The organism is Streptomyces sp. STR69 (assembly GCF_024519455.1).
GTDB lineage: Bacteria > Actinomycetota > Actinomycetes > Streptomycetales > Streptomycetaceae > Streptomyces.
The window spans coordinates 114,290-139,694 of record NZ_JALJRY010000026.1 but is presented as its reverse complement, the minus strand read 5'-3'; the positions used below and the strand labels follow the sequence as shown (position 1 = coordinate 139,694).

Genomic DNA, 25,405 nt, shown 5'->3' with positions numbered 1-25,405 from the left:
GCCCCGAAGGCGACCGAACCAAAAGAGGTGCGCGAACGGCGCCTACCCAACACCGGCCCAGCTGCCCAGCGCCTTCTCACCACCGTCCCAGCTGCCCGGCATCGACCCAACACCACCCAAGCTGCCCGGCGCCTGCCCATCACCGCCCCAACTACGCGGCACCTTCTGGCCCCTGGCCCACCCCAACCTCAGTCGTGCCAAGCCCCAAAGTCCTCCAGCAGCCCCTGAAGCGGCTCGAACACCCCCGGGCTCCCTGCCACCGCCAGATCCCGCCCGGGCCGCTCTCCGGGCCGTCCACCGGTCAGGGCGCCCGCCTCACGGGCGATCAGGTCCCCCGCGCCAAGGTCCCACGGGTTCAACCCCCGCTCGTAGAAGCCGTCCAGCCGCCCCGCGGCCACATCGCACAGGTCGACCGCCGCCGAGCCGCCCCGCCGGATGTCCCGCAGCAGGGGGATCAACTTCTGTGCCACATCGGCCTGATGGACCCGGACCTCGGTGACGTAGTTGAAGCCGGTCGACACCAGCGCCTGCTCCAGGGGCGGCGCGGGCCGGCAGGCGAGCCTGCGTTCGCCCTCCCACGCGCCCGTGGCCCACGCCCCGCCGCCGAGCACCGCGTGGAACGTCTCGCCGCGCATCGGGACCGCGACGACCCCGGCGACGGTCTCGCCGTGCAGTTCGGCGGCGATGGAGACGGACCAAGTGGGCAGTCCGTAGAGGTAGTTGACCGTGCCGTCTAGCGGATCGATGACCCAGCGGACGCCGCTGGTGCCGGTGACGGAGGCGCCCTCCTCGCCCAGAAAACCGTCGTCGGGGCGCTGTTCGGAAATCAGATCGGTGATCAGCTTCTCGGCCGCGATGTCCATCTCGGTGACGACGTCGATCGGGCTTGATTTGGTGGCGGCGACCGCGAGGTCGGCCGGGCGGCCGTCCCGCAGCAGCGCGCCGGCCTTGCGGGCGGCTTCCTGGGCGAGTGCCAGCAGTTCCTGATGCAGGGGGTCGGTCACGGCGCTCCTCATGCGTTGGGCCTGTCGGCAGCGGGGCGAGGGGCACGGGCCGAACGGCCGTGCCCGAACAGTTCGCCGCTCCGGCCGACGGCTTCCCGGCCCGGCCCGAGCAGTTCCTGGTGCAGCGGGTCGGTCACGGCGCTCCTCATGCGTAGGGGCTGTCGGCGCCCGCGGCGGCGGGACGCGGGGCGCGGGCCGGGCAGCAGCCCACCGGGCAGAGGTTGTGGCCGGCGCCGAGGGCGCCCAGGGCGCAGGGTGTGACCTGCCGCCCGCTCTCGGTGGCGGCGCGTTCCAGGACGAGTTCGCGGATCGCGGCGGCGAAGCGCGGGTCGGCGCCCACGGTGGCGGACCGGCGTACGGGCAGGCCCAGTTCCTCCGCCTTGGCCGTGGCCTCCGTGTCGAGGTCGTAGAGGACCTCCATGTGGTCGGAGACGAAGCCGATGGGTGCCATGACGACGGCGGGGACGCCGGCCGTGTGGCGCTCCTCCAGGTGGTCGCAGATGTCGGGCTCCAGCCAGGGGATGTGCGGGGCTCCGGAGCGGGACTGGTAGACGAGCTGCCAGGGGTGGTCGATTCCGGTGCGTTCGCGGACGGCGGCGGCGATCAGCCGGGCCACGTCCAGGTGCTCCTCGACGTACGCCCCGCCGTCTCCGTGGGCCTCGGCCGGGCCGGAGGTGTCGGCGGCGGCGGTCGGGATGGAGTGGGTCGAGAAGGCGAGGTGCGCGCCGTCCCGGACGTCCTCGGGGAGGTCGGCGAGGGAATCGAGGACCCCGTCGATCATCGGCTCCAGGAAGCCGGGGTGGTTGAAGTAGTGGCGCAGCTTGTCGACCCTCGGCACCGCAAGCCCCTCGGCCTCCAGGGTTGCCAGGGAGTCGGCGAGGTTCTCCCGGTACTGGCGGCAGCCCGAGTACGAGGCATAGGCGCTGGTGGCCAGGACAAGGATGCGGCGGCGGCCGTCGGCGACCATCTCGCGCAGGGTGTCCGTGAGGTACGGGGCCCAGTTGCGGTTGCCCCAGTAGACCGGCAGGTCCAGGCCGTGGTCCGCGAAGTCCTTGCGGAGGGCGTCCAGGAGGGCGCGGTTCTGGTCGTTGATGGGGCTGATCCCGCCGAACAGGAAGTAGTGCTGCCCCACTTCCTTGAGGCGTTCCTTGGGGATGCCTCGCCCGCGCGTCACGTTCTCCAGGAACGGAACCACCTCGTCCGGGCCTTCGGGGCCGCCGAACGAGAGCAGGAGCAGGGCGTCGTAGGGAGTCGCATCGAGCACATCTGGCATGTCTCCGATCCTGCCCCCCGCCACTGACACCCGGGAAACGGAGGGGTGCCGGGCCGCGAACGCGGGGCTTCCGGGGAGGTGCGCCGGGGGCGGCACGGGCAGGTGCATCGGGCCAGACCTGCTCGTAAGCTGTATCAGCCGCATTCGCACCTTACTGAGCCGTCATCACATCAGCGCACCACCACCGAGCCGCCACCGCACCCTTCGACCGGAGTCACCGTGCCCAGCCCCTATCGCGCCCTGTTCGCCGCCCCCGGCTCCAAGGGCTTCTCCGCCGCGGGGTTCCTCGGCCGGATGCCCCTGTCGATGATGGGCATCGGCGTGGTCACGATGATCTCCCAGATCAACGGGCGCTACGGGCTCGCGGGCGCGCTGTCGGCCACCATCGCGCTGGCCGCCGCCGCGATCGGGCCGCGGATCTCGCGCTGGGTCGACCAGTACGGGCAGCGGCGGGTGCTGCGTCCGGCGACGCTCGTCGCGCTGGCCGCGGCGGCCGGGCTGCTGCTGGCCGCCCGCTTCGCGTGGCCGGACTGGGTACTGTTCGTGTGCGCCGCCGGTATCGGCTCGGTGCCGAGTCTGGGCGCGATGGTCCGCGCGCGCTGGGCGGCCGTCTACCGGGGCACCCCGCAGCTGCACACCGCGTACTCCTTCGAGTCCGTGGTGGACGAGATGTGCTTCATCTTCGGGCCGATCATCTCGATCGGGCTGTCCACGGTGTGGTTCCCGGAGGCGGGTCCCCTGCTGGCCGCCTGCTTCCTGGCGGTCGGTGTCTTCTGGCTGACCGCGCAGCGCGCCACCGAGCCCGCCCCGCACCCGCGCGTGCGGGGCGCCGAGGGCGGCGGCTCGGCGCTGCGGGCGGCCGGTCTCCAGGTGCTGGTGGCCACCTTCGTGGCGACCGGGGCGATCTTCGGGGCGGTCGACGTGGTCACCGTCGCGTTCGCCGACGAGCGGGGTCACAAGGGCGGCGCCAGCGTGGTGCTCGCCCTGTACGCGGCGGGGTCCTGCGTGGCCGGAGTCGTGTTCGGGCTGCTGCGCTTCCGGGGAGCGCCCGAACGTCGGTGGCTGCTGGGCATATGCACGATGGCCGTGAGTATGATCCCCCTCCTACTGGTCGGAAACTTGCCGCTTCTGGCCGTGGCGCTGTTCCTTGCGGGACTGTCCATCGCACCCACGATGATCACGACGATGTCCCTCACAGAAGAGCACGTACCTCGCGCGAAGCTCACCGAAGGCATGACCTGGGTGAGCACCGGCCTGGCGGTCGGGGTCGCGCTCGGCTCCTCCGTCGCCGGCTGGGTGATCGACGCAGCCGGCGCGCGGGCCGGGTACGGGGTTCCGGTGGTCGCCGGAGCCGTCGCGGTCGCGGTGGGTTTCCTCGGGTACCGCCGGCTCAACAGACCGGCACCGGGTCGGGGAGGCACCGTTGTTGGGCACCACAGCGAGCGCGAAGAACGGCACGTGGCGTAACTGGGGCGGGACGGTCGCGTCCCGGCCCGCGCGGGAGGTCACGCCCGCCTCCGTCGAGGAGCTGGCCGCGGCCATCCGCAGGGCCGGTGAGGACGGTCTGACGGTGAAGGCCGTCGGCAGCGGGCACTCCTTCACGTCGATCGCCGCCACGGACGGTGTGTTGATCCGTCCTCAACTGTTGACCGGCATCCGCAATATTGATCGCGATGCATTGACGGTCACGGTCGAGGCGGGCACCCCGCTCAAGAGACTCAACATGGCTCTCGCGCGCGAGGGCCTGTCGCTCACGAACATGGGCGACATCATGGAGCAGACGGTCTCCGGGGCGACCAGCACCGGCACCCACGGCACCGGACGCGAGTCGGCCTCGATAGCCGCCCAGATCAGGGGACTTGAGCTGGTGACGGCGGACGGCTCGGTGCTCACCTGCTCCGAGAAGGAGAACCCGGACGTCTTCGCGGCGGCCCGGATCGGCCTCGGCGCCCTGGGCGTCGTCACGGCGATCACCTTCGCCGTGGAGCCCGTCTTCCTGCTCACGGCCCGCGAGGAGCCGATGACCTTCGACGAGGTCACCGGACGCTTCGACGAACTCTGGGCCGAGAACGAGCACTTCGAGTTCTACTGGTTCCCGCACACCGGCAGCACCAACACCAAGCGCAACAACCGCAGCGCGGGCCCGGAGCAGCCGGTGGGCAAGGTGGCCGGCTGGATCGAGGACGAGTTCGTCTCCAACGGCCTCTGGCAGGTGGCCAACTGGGTCGGCCGCGCGGCGCCCGCGACCATTCCGACCATCGCCCAGATCTCCACCCGGGCCTGGTCCACGCGGACGTACACGGACATCCCCTACAAGGTCTACACCTCGCCCCGCCGGGTGCGGTTCGTCGAGATGGAGTACGCCGTCCCGCGCGCGGCCCTGGTGGACACGTTGCGGGAACTCAAGACGATGGTCGACCGTTCCGACTTCAGGATCAGCTACCCGGTCGAGGTCCGCACCGCCCCGGCGGACGACATCGCCCTGTCCACCGCCTCCGGCCGGGACAGCGCCTACATCGCCGTTCACATGTACAAGGGCACTCCGTACCAGGCGTACTTCACGGCCGCCGAGCGCATCCTCACCGCGCACGAGGGCCGGCCGCACTGGGGCAAGGTGCACACCCGGGACGCCGAGTACTTCGCCGGGGTCTATCCGCGCTTCGGCGAGTTCACGGCGCTGCGGGATCGGCTGGATCCTGATCGGCGGTTCCAGAACGACTACTTGCGGAGGGTGCTGGGTCAGTAGCCGACGCGCTCGGCGCGGGGGTCGGCGTAGCAGCTTCCTCCGAAGCGCTCGGCGTCGGCGTCGGACTGGACGACGTACCACCGCCGTTGCCGGTGGACGGTGTCTCCGGGGCGGCCGACGAGCCGGACGGGGAATCGGCCGGACCCGGTTCCCCGCCGCTGTCACCGGACTTCGGGGACGGCGACGTCTCGTGTCCGGTGACGGCCGCACTGACCGTGGTCCCCTTGCCGCCGCTGAAGCTGTCGCCGGACACCAGCTCGTAGCCGGTGATGCCGGTCATGGTGACCCCGAAGACGAGGGCCGCGGCCAGCACCGGGCGCTTCCAACTGCCCACCCGCGCGCGGTAGACGGTGCCCTCCGTGAACTCGCCGGGGCGCGCGGGCGGTTGCTCGGGCTCCTTGGAGGTGACGGTGGCCTCCCGGAGCGTGGCACCGGTCCGGCTGAGGAGGTGCTGGAGGACGGAGCCTCCGGAGGTGGCTATCGCGCTCACGACGCCGGCGCCGAGGATCGTGCCGTACACCCCGAAGTAGGAAGCGAGTTTGGCGGCGACCACCGCCGCCAGCGCACTGCCCGCGACGTGAGGGACGCTCAGATCGATCCGTTTCCTGCCGACATCGGGCCTTGCGCGCATTCCGGGGCCTGGCCTCACTTTCCCGTACCTGATCAACTATCTGTACGACAAAGGGACGTATGGCCGAAACCGATAGTTCCGATTCCGGCTATTGCGCGAAGTACGCCACTTTCAAGATCGCGCGAACCCCGCCCCGGACCGCCAAGTCCCGCCCCCCGCAAGAAGTTGGGCAGCGTGCCAATCCACGCACGTGGTCCAAATGGAGTACTGTTGCGAGCCCTGGGTGCGGTCTCCTGCCAGGGCGTCCGCGGCCTTTTGGACCGCCTCGAGGGGGCCAGTTGCACAGGGTGACGTAGTTGGTCACTTAGCGTTGCGAATAGGTAACCGTGCCATAACGGCAAGCTCGGGCCCGTGCCCGACACGCCGGGCAACTCGGCAAGGTTGTGGCAGGCTGCACCCGGGCAGGCCACACTCGACTAGCGGAAGCAGCGACGCACGTGACGTCGGCAGGCACCACCCGGGAGGTCCCCATGCCCGAACTGCGTGTCGTGGCCGTCTCTAACGACGGCACACGGCTGGTGCTGAAGGCTGCGGACAGCACGGAGTACACGCTTCCGATTGATGAGCGTCTGCGCGCCGCCGTACGCGGCGACCGTCCCCGCCTCGGCCAGATCGAGATCGAGGTGGAGAGCCATCTCCGCCCCCGAGACATCCAGGCACGTATACGTGCCGGCGCCTCCGCGGAGGAGGTCGCGCAACTCGCCGGCATCCCCGTCGACCGGGTGCGCCGCTTCGAGGGTCCCGTGCTCGCCGAGCGTGCCTTCATGGCCGAGCGCGCCCGGAAGACCCCTGTCCGTCGCCCCGGTGAGAACGCCGGACCCCAGCTCGGCGAGGCCGTCCAGGAGCGCCTGACGCTGCGCGGTGCCGAGAAGGACACCGTTCAGTGGGACTCCTGGCGCCGCGACGACGGCACCTGGGAGGTCCTGCTGGTCTACCGGGTCGCGGGCGAACCGCACTCGGCGAGCTGGACGTACGACCCGCCCCGGCGGCTCGTCCAGGCCGTCGACGACGAGGCGCGCTCGCTGATCGGCGAGTCCGACGACCTCTCCGCCACCCCCGAGCCCAGCTTCCCGTTCGTCCCACGGATCGCCCGGCTGCCGCGCGACCGCCCGCTGGACCGTGCCCTGGAGCGCCCGGAGCGTCCCGCGCTGCCGTCGCCCGAGCCGGTCGAGGAGAGCGAGCGCGACTCGCTGACCAGCCTCCTGGAGGCGGTACCGAGCTTCCGTGGCGACATGGTCGTCCCCGAGCGCCCCTCGGAGACCCCGGAGGAGCCCGTCGAGGAACCGGAGGCGGAGGAGCCCCCGGCCCCCGCGGCCTCGGCCGGTTCGGCCTACGCGGACGTGCTCATGCCCCGTTCCGTCGGCGCCCACCGCGACCGGCTCATCGGCTCCACCGACCGCCAGGCCGAGGCGGACGGCGTCCGTCCGGGCCGCAGAGCGGCGGTCCCGAGCTGGGACGAGATCGTCTTCGGCACCCGAAGGAAGAAGCAGGAGTAGTCCGCCGTACGGGAGCCAGTCGTACGAGAGCCAGTCGTACGGGAGTTCACCGCACGAGAGTCCGTCTACGACGGGGAGGGCCCGCGCCGTTTCGGTCGCGGGCCCTCCCCCTTGTCGACCCCTTGTCGTACGGCCGCTACTGCGGGTCGGGGCCGACGGCGACCGGTCGCTCCGGGTCCGCGGACCACTCCGACCAGGAGCCGACGTACAGGCCGGCCGGAATGCCCGCCACCGCCAGGGCCAGCACCTCGTGGGCGCCCGATACGCCGGAGCCGCAGTAGACGCCCACACCCGTCCCCTCCGTGGCACCCAGGGCCTTGAAGCGGGCGGCCAGTTCCTCCGCCGGGAGGAAGCGGCCGTCGGTGCCGACGTTCTCGTTGGTCGGCGCGGACACGGCGCCCGGGATGTGGCCGCCGACCCGGTCGATCGGCTCGATCTCGCCCCGGTAACGCTCGCCCGCGCGGGCGTCGAACAGGACCCCGCTGCGGGCCAGCGCGGCCGCACCGTCCGCGTCCAGGAGCTGCGCGGCCCCCGGCTCCGGCACGAAGTCGCCCTCGGCCGACGTCGGCACATCCGTCTCCAAAGGACCCTCCCAAGAGGGAAGGCCGCCGTCGAGGACCCGCACGTCCGGGTGACCCGACCAGCGCAGCAGCCACCATGCGCGGGCCGCCGCCCAGCCCTGGCCGCCGTCGTACACGACGACCGCGCGGTCGGCCGATACACCCGCGCGGCGCATCGTGGCACCGAAGCGCGCGGTGTCGGGCAGGGGGTGCCGGCCGCGGGCGCCGGGGGACGAGGCCAGTTCCTGGTCGAGGTCTACGTAGACGGCGCCCGGGATATGCCCGGCCGCGTGCTCGGCGCGTCCGTCGAAGGGCGGTTCACCTGCGGCCTTCGCGACGCTGAGCTGCCAGCGGATGTCGAGGAGGACCGGCGGGTTCGTCCCGGCCAGATCGCTCGCCAGTTCGGATGCGGAGATGATGGCGTTCATGGCCACCATCCTCGCGCAAGGGGTGGTCGACACGTCCAGGTCCGACTACTGTGCCCGCCGGGCAGTCTCGATCACGAGGCGTACGGGATCGAGCACATGGTGTACAACCGATGGACACCCCACGGCAATCAACCGGAACGGACGAGGGGCCACAGACCGGGCATCCTCCGTACGTGAGCCGCCCGTCGGCGGCGCGGCCGGGGCGCGCCGCGCCACCGGGGGTGCGAGCATCGGCTCGGGGCGTGACGCGGCTGCGGCACGCGGATCCGCACTGCGGAAGACACGGCCACCGCGAGGGGCCGAGGAGAAGGTGACGATGACCGAGGCACGGGGGTCGGCCGGCCTGAACGGCGACACGCACACTCGGCGTACGCAGGGCACACCCTGCTGGGTGAGTCTGATGGTGCACGGCATGACCACGACTCAGGAGTTCTACGGAGAGCTGTTCGGTTGGGAATTCCAACCCGGTCCCCATCAGCTCGGCCCCTACGCGCGGGCCCTGCTCGACGGGCAGGAGGTGGCCGGCATCGGCCAGCTGCCGCCGGACCGGCATCTGCCCATCGCGTGGACGCCGTATCTCGCCTCGGACGACGTGGACCAGACCGCCGAGACGGTACGGATGTGCGGCGGCACGGTAGGGGTGGGCCCCCTGGACGCGGCCGAGGCCGGCCGCCTGGCCATCGGCTCCGACCCGTCGGGGGCGGTGTTCGGCATCTGGCAGGTCGCGGAACACCTCGGTACGTCCCTCACGGGCGTCCCCGGCACACCTGCCTGGAACGAGCTGCTGACCTTCGAGACCGCGAGCGTCGCCAAGTTCTACGAGGCCGTGTTCGGCTACGAGGAGGTGCCAGTCGACTCCGCCGACCTCGACTACGTCACCCTGCACCTGGACGGCACCCCGGTCGCCGGCATCCACGGCGTCGGCACGGCCCTGCCCCGTGACCGGGGCCCGCACTGGATGACGTACTTCGAGGTCGCCGACACGGACGAGGCCCTGCGCCGCGTCACGGACCTCGGCGGCCACACCCTGGAACCAGCTCACGACAGCCCCCACGGCCGCGTGGCCACGGTCGCCGACCCCGAGGGCGCGATGTTCTCGGTGATCCAGGGGCCGCGGTAGCCCTTCGGGTCGCTTCCGGGGCGGTGCGGGCGGGTCGCGGGGGCGTGGAGGCACCAGCCGCTTCCGCACACCCGGAGAGGGCAGCCCGGAGTCGTGCGCCCTAGGCCGACGTCATCGGCAGTACGTCCGGTGACAGCGCCGCCGCCCGTGCCGTGGCCGACGTCATTCGGCGGCGGTGGTGGCGGCGGCACAGGACCTCGTAGCCGATCGCCTCCGCCTGGTTGACGTCGCCGACGACGACCTGGGCGCCCTCGACGACCATCTCGCCGCCTATCGTGCGAGCGTTGTGGGTGGCGCGGGCGCCGCACCAGCAGAGGGCCTCTACCTGGAGGACCTCGACGCGGTCGGCGAGTTCGACCAGGCGCTGGGAGCCTGGGAAGAGCTTGGAGCGGAAGTCGGTCGTAATACCGAAGGCGTAGACGTCGAGGCCCAGGTCGTCGACCACGCGCGCGAGTTGGTCGATCTGCACGGGCGCCAGGAACTGTGCCTCGTCGGCGATGACGTAGTCCGCGCGACCGCCCTGGGAGAGGTGGTCGACGAGATACGCGTACAGGTCCTGCTCGTCCTCGACCTCCACCGCGTCGGTGACCAGGCCGAGGCGGGAGGAGAGCTTCCCCTCGCCCGCGCGGTCGTCCCGCGTGAAGATCACCCCTGCCAGGCCGCGCGCCGAGCGGTTGTGCTCGATCTGGAGCGCCAGGGTCGACTTCCCGCAGTCCATCGTTCCGGAGAAGAACACCAGCTCGGGCATGGGAAGTTGAGCACCTTTCGGCGGAGAGGGCAGAGGGTGGGCTTCAGGAGCGTACTTCGAGCAGGGGGACCAGCTGTTCGGCAGGGGTCATGGAACCGTGGTTGCCGACCATCGCCGACTCCTTCGGCTCCCGCTCGGACGCGATGACCAGGACGTCGTCCCGGGCCGCCACGATCACGTCGCCGAGACGGTCGTAGACGCGCCGGTCGATCGTCGGGCCGAACCAGCCCGCCGTGATCGCCTCGTCCCGCGACGCCACCCAGAACTGTTCGCCGAGCACCTCGCGCCAGCAGGTCAGTACGTCGTTCTCGGCGCCGCGTACCGCGTAGACATGGCGTGCGCGGCCCTCGCCGCCGAGCAGGGCGACCCCGGCGCGCAACTCCCAGTCCGCGTCGAAGTCGATGCGGTGCTCCTCGTCGAAGGGCACGTCGATCATGCCGTGGTCGGCGGTGACGTACAGCGCGCTGCGCGGCGGCAGTTGCTCGGCCAGGCGCTGGACGAGCCGGTCGACGTACATGAGTTGACCGCGCCAGGTGTCGGAGGCGACGCCGTAGCGGTGGCCCGCGCCGTCGAGTTCGGCGTAGTACGTGTACACCAGGGAGCGGTCCCCGGCGGCCAGTTGCTCGGCCGCGAGGTCCATGCGCTCCTCGCCGGTCAGCCGCCCGAGGAACGTTCCGCCACTGAGCGCGACCTTCGTCAGCGGGGTGTTCTGGAAGGTCGGGGACGACACCTGGGCGGCGTGCACGCCCGCGTCCTGGGCGAGTTGGAAGATCGTGGGGTACGGCTGCCAGGACTTCGGCTCGGTCCACGGCTGCCAGCGCAGCTGGTTCATCAGCGCGCCGGTGTCCGGGTTGCGCACGGTGTAGCCGGGCAGGCCGTGCGCGCCGGGCGGCAGGCCGGTGCCCACGGAGGCCAGCGAGGTCGCGGTGGTCGCCGGGTAGCCGGCAGTGAGCGGGCGTCCCGTGCCGCCGCGCGAGCTGCCGAGGAGCGCGTGCAGGTACGGCGCCTCGTCGGCGTGGTCCTTGATCTGCTCCCAGCCGAGGCCGTCGACCAGGAAGACGCAGTTGCGGTCGGCCGCGGTCAGCTCCGGGATCGCGGCGGTCGTACCGGGTACTCCCATGCCGGCGGCCAGCGTGGGCAGCAGGTCGGCGAGGGAGCCGGTGCCGTACTCGGGGACGGGTGCGGAGGCTACGGCGAGGGGTTCGGGGTGGTCCCAGGTTGCGGGCTGCGCCATCAGCGGGGTACGTCCGCGGTCGCCTCGGAGAGCGCCTGCGCGAAGGCGAGGGTCTGCTGCACCGTCTCCGGGCCGTCGCCGGCCTCGCTGACGCGCAGGCTCAGGTCGTCCGCCGTCGAGTTGCCCGTGTAGCCGTGGTCGGCCTCGCAGTTGGGGTCGCCGCAGGCGGCCGGCTCCAGGTCGATCCGGGAGACGGCACCCCAGCCGATGGTCAGCACGACCTCGCGGGGCGGTGTGCCCGGCTTGTACGACTCCGGGTTGGCGACCACGCGGCTGAGCACCACCGACGAGATCCGGCCGATCTTCACGGACTCCGTGGATGTCGTGGCGTACGGCGTCGGGGAGGTGCCGTCGGCGGCCTGCTCGTCGGTGTGGCTGACGATGAAGCGGTTGCCGGTGAGGACGAGCACGGTCACATGCCGGCGCACCTCGTTCTGGTCGAACGTGGTCTCCTGGTGGACCAGGAACGACCGGATCGGCTCGCCGCCCACGGCGGCCTCCACCGCCTCGGCCACGAGGGCCGGGTAGTAGCCGCTGCGCTCGATCGCCGCACGCAGCCCCTGGGTCGTCGTACTGGTCTTGGCCATGACGTCCATCCTACGGTGGCCCACTGACTGCGAGGCACCGCCGAGCACGGTCTTGTCACAGCCGTCTCAGTACCCGGGATCAGCACGGGAAGCGCGCAACAGTCCACGGGAAGCGTCCTCAGTAGACGGGAAGCGTCCTCGGGCCGAGGTCGTCGCGGACCGGCGGTGGGGCCAGGCGGACGGAGGCGCCGAGCACGCTCAGTCCGTGCGCGGCGACGACGACCGGCTCCAGGGTCACCGCGACCACCTCGGGATGGTCGTCCACCAGCCGCGACACCCGCAGCAGCAGCTCCTCCAGGGCAGGCGTGTCCACCGGTGTCGATCCGCGCCAGCCGAAAAGGAGGGGTGCCGTCCGGATCGACCGGATCAGCGAACCGGCCTCCCGGTCCGTGACCGGTATCAGCCGGTGCGCGGTGTCCCCGAGCAGCTGCGAGGCGGCTCCGGCGAGCCCGAACGACAGTACGGCCCCCGCCGCCGGATCGATGACGGCCCGTACGACGGTGTCGACCCCGCGCGGCGCCATCCGCTGCACCACCGGCCGCAGCTCCTCCGGCCTGCCGAACAGCTCGCCCAACTCGGCGTAGGCCCGCCGCAGTTGGTCCTCGTCGGCGAGATCCAGTCGTACGCCGCCCAGGTCGGCGCGGTGTCGCAGGTGCGGGGCGGTGGCCTTGAGGGCGACCGGGTAGCCGAGGGTGCGGGCGGCATCGGCGGCGGCATCGGGGGTGGGCGCGGGCAGCGCGCGGTGGACGTCCACTCCGTACATGCCGAGCAGTTCGCAGGTCTCGTCGCTGCCGAGCGTGAGGCCCTGCCCGCGCGCGAGGAGCCCGCCGATCAGTCCGGCGGCCCCCTTCTCATCGATGTCCTCGTACTCGGGCACCCGGCCGGGGTCGACGGACTCGCGCCGCCACTGGGCGTACTTCACGGCTTCGGCGAGGGCGCGGACCGCGCGTTCGGCGGCGGGGTAGGCGGGGATGAGGCCGACGCCTTCGGGGGCCTGCGCCGCGCTGGGCGGTCGCTCCTCGGAGCGCTGGGAGTCCTCCCGCCTCGAAACGGCCCGCGGTGCCGTACTGGTCGCCGCCGACAGCGCCGCCGCAAGCCCCCCGAGCTCCACGTGCACCACCAGCACAGGCTTCCCGGGGACGGTCTCCGCCGCCGACCGCAGGGCCTCGGCCAGCGCCGCGTCCTCCGCCGGTCCCTCCCCCACCGCCGGTATCGCGGTCACCACGACCGCGTCGCACGCCTTGTCGGCCAACGCCTCCGACAGCGCCCGATGGAAGTCCGTCGCCGTTGCCGCCGTGGTCAGATCCAGCGGGGCGAGCGGGCGCAGCCCCTCGGAGAGGCACGCGTCGTACGTCAGCAGTCCCAGTGACTCGGAGTTCCCGAGGATCGCCACCCGTGCTCCGCCGGGCAGCGGCTGGCGCGCGAGCAGCAGCCCCGTGTCGACCAGTTCGGTGATCGTCTCGACGCGGATCACGCCGGCCTGCCGCAGCAGCGCGGACACCGTCGCGTGCGGCAGGCGCGTCGCGCGTACGGCGTGACCCTGGGGGGCGGATCCGGCGCCCTGGACCACGACCAGCGGCTTCGCCGCCGCGGTGCGCCGGGCGAGGCGGGTGAACTTGCGGGGGTTGCCGATGGACTCCAGGTACATGAGGGCGACATCGGTGTCCGGATCGTCGTACCAGTACTGGAGGACGTCGTTGCCGGACACGTCCGCGCGGTTGCCGGACGACACGAACGTGGAGACCCCGGTGACTCCGGTGACGCCGCCACCACGTCGGTGCAGCCGGGAGAGCAGGGCGATGCCGATGGCGCCGGACTGCGCGAACAGTCCGATGCGTCCGGGGCGGGGCATCTCGGGGGCGAGGGACGCGTTCAGCCGTACGTCGGCTGCGGTGTTGATGACCCCGAAGGCGTTGGGCCCGATGATCCGCATCCCGTACGTGCGCGCGTGCCGGACGAGTTCGCGCTGGCGCTCGCGTCCCTCGGAGCCGCTCTCGGCGTAACCGGCGGTGACCACGACGAGCCCCTGCACCCCGTGCTCACCGCACTCGGTGACGACCTGGGAAACGTGCTCGACCGGGACGGCGACGACCGCGAGGTCGACGGGGCCCTCGATGTCGCGCACCGACCGGTGGGCCGGCACCCCGTCGAGTTCCTTCTGCCCTTCGGGGAAAGCCTTGTTGACGGCGTACAGGCCGCCGGTGAAACCGGCGTCCCTGATGTTGTCGAGAACGCTGCGGCCCACCCCTCCGGGGGTACGTCCGACGCCGACGACGGCGACCGAGCCGGGCACCAGCAGCCGTCGTACGGACCGTGCTTCGGCGCGCTGTTCTCGCGCGCGCTGCACGGCGAGGGACCTGTCGGTGGGTTCGAGGTCAAACTCCAGGCGTACGACGCCGTCCTCGAAGCTGCGCTTCTGGGTGTAGCCGGCGTCCGTGAACACCTTGATCATCTTGTTGTTGGCGGGCAGCACCTCGGCGGCGAACCGGCGGATGCCGCGCTCGCGGGCGACGGCCGCGATGTGTTCCAGGAGGGCGGAGGCGACGCCTCTGCCCTGGTGCGCGTCCTGCACCAGGAAGGCGACCTCGGCCTCGTCCGCGGGGGCGGAGGCGGAACGCCCGTCGGCACTAATGCGGTCATAGCGTACGGTGGCGATGAACTCGCCGCCGACCGTGGCCGCGAGTCCCACCCGGTCCACAAAGTCGTGGTGCGTGAAGCGGTGGACATCCTTGGCGGACAGGCGAGGATACGGCGCGAAGAAGCGGTAGTACTTCGACTCGTCGGAGACCTGCTCGTAGAAGCTGACCAGGCGATCGGCGTCGTCGACGGTGATGGGCCTGACGCGCGCCGTACCGCCGTCGCGCAGCACGACGTCGGCTTCCCAGTGGGCGGGGTACTCGTGCCGGTCCGACGAGGTCTGCTGCATGGGGCCCAGCGTACGGCTCGCGTCTGACAACGGCGCGAGGCAGTCTGTGGGTGAATGCAGCGAGGAGACGAGGGGAAGTGGGGCCGAGGCCGCGGTCCCACACCCCTCCCCGGACGGTCCGCGAGGCCGGCCCGGGCGCGCTTCACGTGTGGGAAACTGGTCTAGACAACCCTGAGACTCTGAAGGGCAGCATCACATGGCTGAGCGCCGCGTCAACGTCGGCTGGGCGGAGGGCCTTCACGCCCGTCCCGCCTCCATCTTCGTCCGGGCCACCACGGCCGCAGGTATCCCCGTGACGATCGCCAAGGCCGACGGCAACCCCGTCAACGCGGCCTCCATGCTCGCGGTTCTGGGCCTGGGCGCCCAGGGCGGCGAGGAGATCGTCCTCGCGTCGGACGCCGAGGGCGCGGACGCGGCCCTCGACCGGCTGGCGAAGCTGGTCGCGGAGGGCCTTGAGGAACTCCCCGAGACCGTCTGAGCAACCCGCAATTGATGGTTGCGGTGCTTTCGCCGTAAAAACGATGTACCGCACCCACGAAGGGCTCGCCCGAATTACCGGGCGAGCCCTTCGCAATTCCACTTGCGGGCAGCAGAAATAATCCCCCGCGAATTATCTCCTCTTTGTATACGGCGCCCGTGTTAATGCCGGAGACCCGACATGTTTACGGGAGGTTGCGAAGTCCTCACACGGTCCGTGCCGTTCGCGCCGCCGGGAAAGCGCAGCCGGTGCGCGGTGCCCGCGCGCTCGGTGTGCAGGGCCGTGATCGCCCGCGCGCGCTCGGCGTCGCCGCGCGCCACGGCGTCCACGATGGCCCCGTGCTCCGCCCAGGACTCCACGGGGTTGGCCGGCGCCTCGACCGCGTACATCCAGGCGATCTTGTGCCGCAGCTGGGTCAGCATCGAGGTCAGAGCGGGGCTTCCGGAGGCCTGGGCCAGCGTCTCGTGGAACCAGCTGCCCAGGGAGCGCAGATCCTCGCTGTTGCCCCTCCTGGCCCGCTCCTGGCCCAGCCTGACGAGTCCGCGCAACACCTTGAGGTGGGCCTCGGTGCGCCGCTGGGCGGCCCGCGAGGCACCGAGCGGCTCCAGCAGCATCCGCATCTCCAGCAGGTCGGCGGCCTCCTGCTCGGTCGGTTCCGCGACGCACGCGCCCGCGTGCCGCCGGGTCACCACGAACCCCTCCGCCTCCAGCGTGCGCAGGGCCTCCCGCACGGGCACGCGCGAGACGCCGTACCGGCGCGCGAGGAGTTCCTCCGTGAGCCGGCCGCCGCGCTCGTAGACACCGGCGACGATGTCGTCCCGGATCGCCGTGCATACCGAGTGCGCCGGAATACGCATGTCCGACCTCCGCCTTAATCCCCGTGAAACGTCGACGATTGACGTGTGTTCCGTGACTCTATTGCAATCAGCGGGAATTTCCGATGGCGGGCCGGAATCCATGGATATTTTTTGGACAGGAGGGCTCCGGAAACGCCGAAAGCCCCGGCCGGCGGGCCAGGGCTTCGGGAAGTGCGGCGCTGCGTCGTCAGACGTTCACGCCGTGCTTGCGGAGGTAGGCGACGGGGTCGACGTCGGAGCCGTACTCGGCGGTCGTGCGGGCCTCGAAGTGGAGGTGCGGTCCGGTGACGTTGCCGGTCGCCCCGGAGAGGCCGATCTGCTGACCCGGGGTGACCTTCTGGCCGACCGAGACACCGATGGACGACAGGTGGCCGTACATGGTGTACATGCCGTCGGCCATCTTGATCACGACCTCGTTGCCGTACGAGCCGCCCCAGCCGGCCTCGACGACGGTGCCGGAGCCCACCGCGTGGACGCTGGTGCCGGTCGAGGCGTGGAAGTCGATGCCCGTGTGGGTGCCGGAGGACCACAGCGAGCCACCGGTCTTGTAGCCGGTGGACACATAGGAGTTGGCGACCGGCGCGACGAAGGTGTTGAGCCTCTTGCGCTCGGCCTCGCGGGCGGCGCGCGCCTGGGCCTCACGGGCCGCCTCGGCCTGGGCGGCGGCCTTGGCGCGGGCGGTCTCCTCGGCCAGCGTCTCGGCGGCGGCCTGCTGCTGGGCGACGGCCTGGGCGTCGATCTTCTCGGCCACGGCATCGCCCATGGCGACGACAGGGGTGAGGCCGGTCTGTTCGGGGGTGGGCTCCGCGGCGAACGCCGGGGCGGCGGCCAGGGTGCCTACGACGCCGGAGGTGGCGAGAGCCGCGACACTCGCGGCGCGAACGGTGGTGCGGTGGGTCCGGCTCGGGCGACGGTGCTTCCCGGTGGCGCGGGTGAACGCCATGAAGTGGCTGGTCCTTTCCTTCCTTCTCGCCTACCGGGTTAGCTGACGGGTTCGGAGCAGGAAGGTCTCCTACGGACTCCCTCGCTCTGCGCGCGGGTGTCCGATTCACCCCAGGGACTCATGTGGGTCCCCGGCTCCCCTGGCTCGCGCCGTACGGGGACTCGGCGATGACTGTCCGGTGCCGCGAGTGCGGCGCGGTGCCTGACGGACAGCCGGACCGACGCTAAGGGGGGCCACTTTCAATCCCCAAACGGATCACGGTTTTTGTAGCGCACGCCACAGGGCAGACAGGCAACCTCTCCCCCAATTCGGACAATAGGGAGCCCTGGTGGCGCTTCCGTCACCAGGGCTCCCCCACGCGCGCGTGGCGCTGCTGCGTCTACTCCGCCGGAACGACGGTCACTTCGCCGATGCCGAGGGCCTCGACGGGCTCCTTGATCTGCTCCGCGTCGCCGACCAGGATCGTCACCAGACGGTCCACCGGGAAGGCGTTCACGACCGCCGCGGTGGCCTCCACGGTGCCGGTCGCGGCGAGCTGCCGGTACAGCGTCGCCTGGTAGTCGTCGGGCAGGTGCTGCTCGACCTGGTCGGCCAGCGTGCTCGCCACGGCCGCCGCGGTCTCGTACTTGAGCGGCGCCACCCCGACGAGGTTCTGTACGGCGATGTCGCGCTCGGCGTCGGTGAGTCCGCCCTCGGCGAGCTTGCGGAGCACCGTCCACAGGTCGTCAAGTGCGGGGCCCGTGTTCGGGGTGTCCACGGAGCCGCTGATGGCGAGCATCGAGACGCCCGTGCCGTCGGGTGCCGAACGCAGCACCTGGCCGAAGGCCCGCACACCGTAGGTGTAGCCCTTCTCCTCGCGCAGGACGCGGTCCAGGCGGGAGGTGAGGGTGCCGCCGAGGCAGTACGTGCCGAGCACCTGCGCAGGCCACACGCGGTCGTGCCGGTCGGCTCCGACACGGCCGATGAGCAGCTGCGTCTGGACGGCGCCGGGCCGGTGCACGATCACGACCCGCCCGGTGTCGTCGGCGGTGACCGACGGCACGGGACGCGGCTGGGCGCTGGAACCCGTCCACGAGCCCAGGGTGTCGGCGAGCAGCGCGTCCAGGTCGATGCCGGTGAGGTCGCCGACGACCACGACGGTGGCCGTCGCGGGGCGGACGTGCCGGTCGTAGAAGGCGCGTACGGCCCCGGAGTCGATCTTCTGGACGGTCTCCTCGGTGCCCTGGCGCGGGCGCGACATGCGCGAGTTCGCCGGGAACAGCTCCTTGGAGAGCTCCTTGGCCGCGCGGCGGGACGGGTTGGCCGTCTCGTGCGGGATCTCGTCGAGGCGGTTGCGGACCAGCCGCTCGACCTCGCTGTCGGCGAAGGCGGGCGCCCTGAGGGCGTCCGACAGCAGGCCGAGGCCCTTGGCCAGGCGCGAGGCCGGGACCTCCAGGCTCAGGCGCAGCCCGGGGTGGTCGGCGTGGGCGTCGAGGGTGGCACCGGAGCGCTCCAGCTCGGCGGCGAACTCCTCGGCGGAGTGCTTGTCGGTGCCCTCGGAGAAGGCACGCGCGGTGATCGTGGCGACGCCGTCCAGGCCAGCCGGTTCGGCCTCCAGGGGCGCGTCGAGGAGCACCTCGACAGCGACGACCTGCTGGCCGGGCCGGTGGCAGCGCAGGACGGTCAGGCCGTTGCCGAGCGTCCCGCGCTCGGGCGCCGGGAAGGCCCACGGCCGGGCCTCGCCGGCCTGGGGCTGCGGGTGGAATTCCATCGTGGCGAGCTCGGTCACTTGGCCGCCTCCTCGTTCTCGTCGCCGGCCTCGGCCGCTGCTTCTTCGTCGGTGTCGTCGCCGGCATCCTCGTCCGCGATCGGCTCGTAGACGAGCACCGCGCGGTTGTCGGGGCGCAGGCGCGCCTTGGCGACCTCCTGGACCTCCTCCGCCGTCACGTCCAGGACGCGCTGCACGGCGGTCAGGGCGAGCTGCGGGTCGCCGAACAGGACGGTGTAGCGGCACAGTTCGTCGGCGCGGCCCGCGACCGTGCCGAGCCGGTCCAGCCACTCGCGCTCCAACTGGGCCTGGGCGCGCTCCATTTCCTCGGCCGTGGGGCCCTCAGCGGCGAACCGGGCGAGCTCCTCGTCGATGGCGGCCTCGATGACGGGCACCTCGACGTCACCGGACGTCTTGACGTCCAGCCATCCCAGGGAGGGCGCTCCGGCCAGCCGCAGCAGCCCGAAGCCGGCCGCGACGGCCGTACGGTCGCGTCGTACGAGGCGGTTGTAGAGGAGCGAGGACTCGCCGCCGCCGAGGATGGTGAGGGCGAGGTCGGCCGCGTCGGACGCGCGCGTGCCGTCCTCCGGGAGCCGGTAGGCGCACATCAGGGCGCGGGCCGGGACCTCCTCGACGACGACCTCGCGCAGCTCCCCGCCCATCGTGTCGGGCAGTGTGCCGTCGCGGGGCGTCGGCTTGCCGTCGTGCGCGGCGATGGACCCGAAGTACTTCTCGACCCAGGCGAGCGTCTGCTCGGGGTCGATGTCGCCGACCACGGACAGGACGGCGTTGTTGGGCGCGTAGTAGGTGCGGAAGAACGCGCGCGCGTCCTCCAGGGTGGCCGCGTCCAGGTCCGCCATCGAGCCGATGGGCGTGTGGTGGTAGGGGTGGCCCTCCGGGTAGGCGAGGGCGGTCAGCTTCTCGAACGCCGTCCCGTAGGGCACGTTGTCGTAGCGCTGGCGGCGTTCGTTCTTGACGACGTCCCGCTGGTTCTCCATGGACTCTTCGTCCAGGGCGGCCAACAGGGAGCCCATGCGGTCGGCTTCGAGCCAGAGGGCGAGCTCCAACTGGTGGGTGGGCATGGTCTCGAAGTAGTTGGTGCGCTCGAAACTGGTGGTGCCGTTGAGCGAACCGCCCGCGCCCTGCACCAGTTCGAAGTGGCCGTTGCCCTTCACCTGTCCGGAGCCCTGGAACATCAGGTGCTCGAAGAGGTGAGCCAGGCCGGTACGCCCCTTGACCTCGTGGCGGGAACCGACGTCGTACCAGAGGCACACCGCCGCGACCGGGGTCAGGTGGTCCTCGGAGAGCACCACACGCAGACCGTTGGCCAAACGGTGTTCGGTCGCTGTCAGACCGCCGGATCCTGCCTCGGCGGTGGCCGTGTGACCCATGGGCATGTACGTCCCTTCGATCGCGGATTATCTGGCTGGAACCGCAGAAATCCTGCTCGTCCCGCCACTGTATGCAAGCGTGCGGACGGTCGGTGAAGTTCCCGGCGGACGTACGCCGAGAGCGAGATCGCGTAGCCTGCGGGCAGTCGCACACGTGGACCCACGCGGCAGCCGTCGGTGACGGAGCCGAGCGGCCAACGCCGGGTCCTGGTCCGCGTTGTCAGTGCCGCGGTCCACAATGGTTCACGTCAAGACCCCGTTCACGCTTCAGCAAGAGTGAGCCGAAGGGGAGCGACCCCCAGGCGAGCGACCAGAAAAGAGGAGCCGGCAGCGATGGCCCGCCGCAGCACGAAGACCCCGCCGCCCGACGACTCGTTCGAGGAGCGGATCCTCGACATCGACGTCGTCGACGAGATGCAGGGCTCCTACCTTGAGTACGCGTACTCGGTCATCTACTCCCGCGCCCTGCCGGACGCCCGGGACGGCCTGAAGCCGGTCCACCGACGGATCGTCTACCAGATGGACGAGATGGGCCTGCGCCCCGACCGCGGCTATGTGAAGTGCGCGCGTGTCGTCGGCGACGTCATGGGCAAGCTGCACCCGCACGGCGACGCGTCGATCTACGACGCCCTGGTGCGCATGGCCCAGCCCTTCTCCATGCGCGTCCCCCTGGCCGACGGCCACGGCAACTTCGGCTCGCTGGGCAACGACGACCCGCCCGCCGCCATGCGGTACACCGAGTGCCGGCCGTCCGAGGCCGCGAACCTGATGACCGAGTCGATCGACGAGGACACGGTCGACTTCGCCCCGAACTACGACGGCCAGGAGCGGGAGCCGGTGGCCCTGCCCGCCGCCTTCCCGAACCTCCTGGTGAACGGCTCGTCGGGCATCGCCGTCGGCATGGCCACCAACATGCCGCCGCACAACCTGGGCGAAGTCATCGCGGCAGCCCGCCACTTGATCCGCTACCCGAACGCGGACCTGGACACCCTGATGCGTCACGTCCCCGGCCCCGACCTGCCCACGGGCGGCCGGATCGTCGGCCTGACCGGCATCCGGGACGCGTACGAGACGGGCCGCGGCACCTTCAAGATCCGCGCCACGGTGACGGTGGACGACGTCACGCCGCGCCGTAAGGGCCTGGTCGTCACCGAACTGCCCTTCACCGTGGGCCCGGAGAAGGTGATCGCCAAGATCAAGGACCTGGTCGGCGCGAAGAAACTGCAGGGCATCGCCGACGTCAAGGACCTCACCGACCGCGCGCACGGCCTGCGCCTGGTCATCGAGATCAAGAACGGCTTCGTCCCGGAAGCGGTCCTGGAGCAGCTCTTCAAGCTGACGCCGATGGAGGAGTCCTTCGGCATCAACAACGTGGCGCTGGTCGACGGCCAGCCCCTCACGCTGGGCCTCAAGGAGCTCCTGGAGGTCTATCTCGACCACCGCTTCAACGTCGTAAGGCGGCGCAGCGAGTTCCGCCGCACCAAGCGGCGCGACCGCCTCCACCTGGTCGAGGGCCTGCTCACCGCGCTCGTCGACATCGACGAGGTCATCCGGATCATCCGCTCCAGCGACAACTCCGCGCAGGCGAAGCAGAGCCTGATGGAGCGCTTCTCGCTGTCGGACATCCAGACGCAGTACATCCTGGACACGCCGCTGCGTCGGCTCACCCGGTTCGACCGGATCGAGCTGGAGTCGGAGATGGAGCGCCTCAGCGCGGAGATCGCCGAGCTGACCCGCATCCTGGAGTCGGACACCGAGCTGCGGAAGCTGGTCTCGACCGAACTGGCCGCGGTGGCGAAGAAGTTCAGCACCGACCGGCGTACGGTCCTGCTGGAGTCGGCGGGCGCACCTGCCGCCACCGTGCCGCTCCAGGTAGCCGACGACCCGTGCCGGGTGCTGCTCTCCTCGACGGGCCTGCTGGCCCGTACGGCGAACGGCGAGCCCTTCCCGGAGGACGCCGAGGCCCGGCGCGTCAAGCACGACGTGATCGTCTCGGCGGTGCCGGCCACCGCCCGCGGCGAGCTGGGCGCGGTCACCTCGGCCGGCCGGCTGCTGCGCATCAACGTCGTCGACCTCCCGCAGCTCCCGGAGACGGCGTCCGCGCCGAACCTCTCCGGTGGTGCGGCGGTCACGGAGTTCGTCTCCCTGGAGGAGGGCGAGTCGGTCATCTGTCTGACGACCCTCGACGAGTCCTCCCCGGGTCTGGCCATCGGCACGGAGCAGGGCGTCGTCAAGCGTGTGGTCCCCGACTACCCGACGAACAAGGAGGAGTTGGAGGTCATCACGCTCAAGGACGGCGACCGGATCGTCGGCGCGATCGAGCTGCGCACCGGCGAGGAGGACCTCGTCTTCATCACGGACGACGCCCAACTCCTGCGCTACCAGGCCTCCCAGGTCCGCCCCCAGGGTCGCCCGGCCGGCGGCATGGCGGGCATCAAACTCGCTGAGGGCGCGAAGGTCATCTCCTTCACCGCCGTCGACCCCGCCGTGGACGCCGCGGTGTTCACGATCGCGGGCTCGCGCGGCACCCTGGACGACTCGGTCCAGACGACGGCGAAGCTGACCCCGTTCGACCAGTACCCCCGCAAGGGCCGCGCCACCGGCGGCGTCCGCTGCCAGCGCTTCCTGAGGGGCGAGGACTGTCTGTCCCTGGCCTGGGCGGGCGCCGTACCGGCGAAGGCCGCGCAACGGGACGGCACCCCGGCCGAGCTCCCGGAGATGGACCCGCGCCGCGACGGCTCGGGCGTGTCCCTGCCGAAGACGGTGTCGGTGGTGGCGGGCCCGGTGTAGCCCGTCGGGCCTACAGCTCCAACTCCGGCTCGAATTCCGGTTCCTGGTCCGGTTCCTGGTCCGGTTCCTGTACGTAGCGCAGGACGCCCCACATGCCGTGCTCGTCGGCGTGTGGGGCGTCGCCGTCCTCGCACGCCTCCAACTCCTTGCCGAGTGCGGCCGGATCGAGACCGCTGCCGATCAGCACGAGCTGCGTCAGCCGGGCGTCCCCGTTCGCCCAGGGCTCGGGATAGAACCGCAGGAAGCGTCCTACGGCGTGTACGGCGTACCGGTTGCGGGGATCGTGGGCGCCGAAGTCGACGTACCCCTTGATCCGGTAGAGCCCCTCGGGCCTGCGGTCCAGGAACGCCATCAGCCCGCGCGGGTCCATGGGCACGTCGGAGGCGAAGGAGAGGCTGTCGTAGGCGGTGTGCAGATGGTCTGCATGCTCGTGCTCGTCGCCGGTGTGCTCGTGCAGGTCGTCGAAGGTCAGCTGCCCGACGCGCTCCTCACTGGGCCGGCAGTCGAAGAGGAACTCCGGGTCGACACGGCCGTAGGTGGCGGGCACCACGGCGGCCCGGTCGGTGAGGGAGCGGACGAGTCCGAGGACGCGCGGGGCGTCGACCGCCCGGTCGAGCTTGTTGACGACGACCAGGTCGGCGAGGGAGAGATGCCGGTCGATCTCGGGGTGCTTCGCGCGCGTGTCGTCGAACTCGGCGGCGTCGACGACCTCGACGAGTCCGCCGTAGACGATCCCCGGATGCTCACTGGCGAGCAGCATGCGCACCAGTTCCTCCGGTTCGGCGAGTCCGCTGGCCTCGATGACGATGACGTCGATACCGGTGGACGGCCGGGCGAGCCGCTCCAGGTATACGTCGAGTTCACTGGCGTCGACGGCACAGCACAGGCACCCGTTGCCGAGCGAGACGGTCGAGTCGCCGAGGGCACCGGCCACGGCAAGGGCGTCGATCTCGATCGCCCCGAAGTCGTTGACGATGGCGCCGATACGGCTGCCTCCGCTGCGGTGCAGGAGGTGGTTGAGCAGGGTCGTCTTGCCGGAGCCGAGGAATCCGGCGAGTACGACGACGGGGATCTGCCGGGGACTCGGAACCTGCGCCGCGTTCCCGCTCGGGCTCGGGCGTGCGCTCGGGTTCTGCTGGCTCAACGTGCGACCTCTTTCACGCCGACGCGTGCACCGGATCGCGATCGGGTGCACGTACGGAGGTTGAATGCCGCCCCAGGATACGAGCCGGAAGAATCGCCGCGAAGTGAACGATTGTTAGCACTCCGCGCGGGGCACACGTTGGGGAAGGCGCCGGTTCGTGCGACCCTCGCTTCCCTCCGTGCGCCTCCTCTCCGCCTCCCTGCCGATCAGAGCCGCTCGGCACTCTGGGAGACGGCAAGCGCCGCCCATCGCTCGCCGGTCCCCGTCTTCATCAACCCGCACCCGACGAACCGGCGGACGGCCGCCTGATTCGGGGGTTGACATGGCCACACAGAACCGCGGGACGCGAGGGCCCAGCGCCACCGCCACCGTAGGACTCGCCTTCGCTGCGGGGGTGCTCGTGGCGCTCGCAGCGCAGCGGCACAAGTTCGAGGAACTGCGACTGCGCGTCGCCGAAGTGGAGCAGAGTGACAGGCAGGCGATGCTCACGGAGCAGCAGCGGCTGCAGTTCTACCTCCTGACCAAAGCCATGGAGGATCCGGACCTGGCCGCCGTGTACAGCAACGTCCAGGCGGACTCGCCGGTCAAGCAGCGGCAGTACCTGTTCGCGAACGCCCTGTACAACAACGCCTTACTCGCCTACCGCGTGGGCATCGTCAACTGGGAGGAACTGCACGGTCACCTTCGGACCATCTGCCAGAACACCAACTTTCGCGACTACTGGCATGCCCATCAGCCCCATCGGGCCAGCCTCAAGGCAGAGTCGACCGAGGCCAAGGTGGGCCGAATGGTGGACCGCCTGATCCGCGATTTGGACGAAGCAGACACAGAAGAGTGGTGGGTTGTCGGTGAACCACCAGAAGAATAAACGGAGTTGACACACCGTCAACAAGACATGCCATTCCGGAACCCCCTGTCAGGACCTGCCAACATGGACGGCTACCCTGTCCCCGCCCAGGTGGGCTACCACCCGCCCCCTCTGAAGGACAGGGATCTCTTTGAACATCGTGCGCCGAATTGGTGCGTCCCCACGCGAACGAGGCAGCTTGTCCGGCGATACGTGCCCGGACATCTTCGAATTGAGTGACGGGAGCTTCGCCGTCATCGGGACAGAGGCCACGGCGGCGCTCGACGAGGAACTCCCCCCTGACGCCGCGCGCGCCGACTACGAGCGCATTGTCGTCATCAGCCGCGAGACGCTCGTACGCGCCAAGGCCGACATTCCTGATGCATAGGTGACGCCATGGATCAACTCGAAGCCATAGCAAGGCTTATCGGCTCGGCGAGCGGCTTGCTCGCCGC

General features: G+C 70.9%; 22 protein-coding genes and 1 riboswitch. Of the genes, 8 read left to right on the top strand and 14 right to left on the bottom strand.

The features are described 5' to 3' along the window. Positions 1-188: 188 nt before the first annotated feature. The 3 genes from OC490_RS37380 to OC490_RS37370 are packed head-to-tail and all read right to left on the bottom strand — an operon-like array spanning position 189 to position 2,277. Positions 189-1,004, bottom strand: coding sequence for an inositol monophosphatase family protein (locus OC490_RS37380; protein ID WP_262062488.1), 816 nt, complete (start codon positions 1,002-1,004; stop codon positions 189-191). Positions 1,005-1,012: 8 nt separating this feature from the next. Further along, on the bottom strand, positions 1,013-1,141 hold the full coding sequence (locus OC490_RS37375; RefSeq protein WP_262062487.1) for a hypothetical protein: 129 nt from the start codon (positions 1,139-1,141) through the stop codon (positions 1,013-1,015). An 8-nt stretch (positions 1,142-1,149) separates the two neighbouring features. Beyond that, positions 1,150-2,277: a ferrochelatase gene (locus OC490_RS37370; RefSeq protein WP_262062486.1), complete on the bottom strand. Its 1,128-nt coding sequence runs from the start codon at positions 2,275-2,277 to the stop codon at positions 1,150-1,152. 219 nt (positions 2,278-2,496) lie between these two features. On the opposite strand from OC490_RS37370, the gene OC490_RS37365 reads away from it, so the two are divergent. Together OC490_RS37365 and OC490_RS37360 are read left to right on the top strand one after the other, a co-directional pair. Then, positions 2,497-3,744, top strand: a complete 1,248-nt coding sequence (locus OC490_RS37365; RefSeq protein WP_262062485.1) for an MFS transporter — start codon at positions 2,497-2,499, stop codon at positions 3,742-3,744. Next, positions 3,704-5,023 (top strand): D-arabinono-1,4-lactone oxidase, encoded by a 1,320-nt coding sequence (locus OC490_RS37360; protein ID WP_262062484.1) that lies wholly within the window; start codon positions 3,704-3,706, stop codon positions 5,021-5,023. The genes OC490_RS37365 and OC490_RS37360 overlap by 41 nt, the downstream gene beginning before the upstream one ends. Here OC490_RS37360 and OC490_RS37355 read toward each other — a convergent pair. Further along, positions 4,947-5,654: a hypothetical protein gene (locus OC490_RS37355; RefSeq protein WP_262062483.1), complete on the bottom strand. Its 708-nt coding sequence runs from the start codon at positions 5,652-5,654 to the stop codon at positions 4,947-4,949. The genes OC490_RS37360 and OC490_RS37355 overlap by 77 nt on opposite strands. Positions 5,655-6,124: 470 nt before the next feature. On the opposite strand from OC490_RS37355, the gene sepH reads away from it, so the two are divergent. Next, positions 6,125-7,150, top strand: coding sequence for a septation protein SepH (gene sepH / locus OC490_RS37350; RefSeq protein WP_262062482.1), 1,026 nt, complete (start codon positions 6,125-6,127; stop codon positions 7,148-7,150). Positions 7,151-7,286: 136 nt separating this feature from the next. Here the strand turns inward: sepH and OC490_RS37345 are convergent, their stop codons facing one another. After that, entirely contained in the window at positions 7,287-8,138 is an 852-nt protein-coding gene (locus OC490_RS37345) for a sulfurtransferase (RefSeq protein WP_262062481.1), read from the bottom strand. A 316-nt stretch (positions 8,139-8,454) separates the two neighbouring features. On the opposite strand from OC490_RS37345, the gene OC490_RS37340 reads away from it, so the two are divergent. After that, on the top strand, positions 8,455-9,258 hold the full coding sequence (locus tag OC490_RS37340; RefSeq protein WP_262062480.1) for a VOC family protein: 804 nt from the start codon (positions 8,455-8,457) through the stop codon (positions 9,256-9,258). Positions 9,259-9,358: 100 nt separating this feature from the next. Here OC490_RS37340 and OC490_RS37335 read toward each other — a convergent pair whose 3' ends face one another. The 4 genes from OC490_RS37335 to OC490_RS37320 form a co-directional block, all read right to left on the bottom strand. Further along, positions 9,359-10,006, bottom strand: a complete 648-nt coding sequence (locus OC490_RS37335) for a thymidine kinase (protein ID WP_200711019.1) — start codon at positions 10,004-10,006, stop codon at positions 9,359-9,361. Between the two features lie 43 nt (positions 10,007-10,049). Beyond that, positions 10,050-11,240 carry an alkaline phosphatase family protein gene (locus OC490_RS37330; RefSeq protein WP_262062479.1) on the bottom strand — a complete coding sequence of 397 codons (1,191 nt, stop codon included), beginning with the start codon at positions 11,238-11,240 and terminating at the stop codon, positions 10,050-10,052. Then, a complete protein-coding gene (locus tag OC490_RS37325) occupies positions 11,240-11,827 on the bottom strand; it encodes a DUF5998 family protein (protein WP_262062478.1) in 588 nt (195 codons plus the stop codon). The genes OC490_RS37330 and OC490_RS37325 overlap by 1 nt, the downstream gene beginning before the upstream one ends. Before the next feature lie 118 nt (positions 11,828-11,945). Further along, positions 11,946-14,753, bottom strand: a complete 2,808-nt coding sequence (locus OC490_RS37320) for a bifunctional GNAT family N-acetyltransferase/acetate--CoA ligase family protein (RefSeq protein ID WP_262062477.1) — start codon at positions 14,751-14,753, stop codon at positions 11,946-11,948. 196 nt (positions 14,754-14,949) lie between these two features. Here OC490_RS37320 and OC490_RS37315 point away from each other — a divergent pair, with 196 nt between their 5' ends. Further along, entirely contained in the window at positions 14,950-15,231 is a 282-nt protein-coding gene (locus OC490_RS37315) for an HPr family phosphocarrier protein (protein WP_019072943.1), read from the top strand. A 161-nt stretch (positions 15,232-15,392) separates the two neighbouring features. Here OC490_RS37315 and OC490_RS37310 read toward each other — a convergent pair whose 3' ends face one another. The 4 genes from OC490_RS37310 to OC490_RS37295 form a co-directional block, all read right to left on the bottom strand. Continuing rightward, on the bottom strand, positions 15,393-16,088 hold the full coding sequence (locus OC490_RS37310) for a GntR family transcriptional regulator (protein ID WP_019072942.1): 696 nt from the start codon (positions 16,086-16,088) through the stop codon (positions 15,393-15,395). 187 nt (positions 16,089-16,275) lie between these two features. Continuing rightward, on the bottom strand, positions 16,276-17,031 hold the full coding sequence (locus OC490_RS37305) for a M23 family metallopeptidase (protein ID WP_262062476.1): 756 nt from the start codon (positions 17,029-17,031) through the stop codon (positions 16,276-16,278). Positions 17,032-17,044: 13 nt separating this feature from the next. Next, positions 17,045-17,208: riboswitch (cyclic di-AMP (ydaO/yuaA leader) on the bottom strand. 202 nt (positions 17,209-17,410) lie between these two features. Continuing rightward, positions 17,411-18,799: a M16 family metallopeptidase gene (locus OC490_RS37300; RefSeq protein WP_262062475.1), complete on the bottom strand. Its 1,389-nt coding sequence runs from the start codon at positions 18,797-18,799 to the stop codon at positions 17,411-17,413. After that, positions 18,796-20,169, bottom strand: a complete 1,374-nt coding sequence (locus OC490_RS37295; protein ID WP_262062492.1) for a M16 family metallopeptidase — start codon at positions 20,167-20,169, stop codon at positions 18,796-18,798. Before OC490_RS37295 ends, OC490_RS37300 begins: the two co-directional genes overlap by 4 nt. 333 nt (positions 20,170-20,502) lie before the next feature. Here OC490_RS37295 and OC490_RS37290 point away from each other — a divergent pair, with 333 nt between their 5' ends. Further along, positions 20,503-22,959, top strand: a complete 2,457-nt coding sequence (locus OC490_RS37290) for a DNA topoisomerase (ATP-hydrolyzing) subunit A (protein ID WP_262062474.1) — start codon at positions 20,503-20,505, stop codon at positions 22,957-22,959. A 10-nt stretch (positions 22,960-22,969) separates the two neighbouring features. Here OC490_RS37290 and OC490_RS37285 read toward each other — a convergent pair whose 3' ends face one another. After that, on the bottom strand, positions 22,970-24,103 hold the full coding sequence (locus OC490_RS37285) for a CobW family GTP-binding protein (RefSeq protein WP_262062473.1): 1,134 nt from the start codon (positions 24,101-24,103) through the stop codon (positions 22,970-22,972). 322 nt (positions 24,104-24,425) lie between these two features. Here OC490_RS37285 and OC490_RS37280 point away from each other — a divergent pair, with 322 nt between their 5' ends. Both OC490_RS37280 and OC490_RS37275 read left to right on the top strand, forming a co-directional pair. Continuing rightward, complete coding sequence (locus OC490_RS37280) at positions 24,426-24,971, top strand: DUF6082 family protein (protein ID WP_262062472.1); 546 nt, start codon at positions 24,426-24,428, stop codon at positions 24,969-24,971. 130 nt (positions 24,972-25,101) lie between these two features. Then, a complete protein-coding gene (locus OC490_RS37275) occupies positions 25,102-25,338 on the top strand; it encodes a hypothetical protein (RefSeq protein WP_262062471.1) in 237 nt (78 codons plus the stop codon). Positions 25,339-25,405 lie beyond the last annotated feature (67 nt).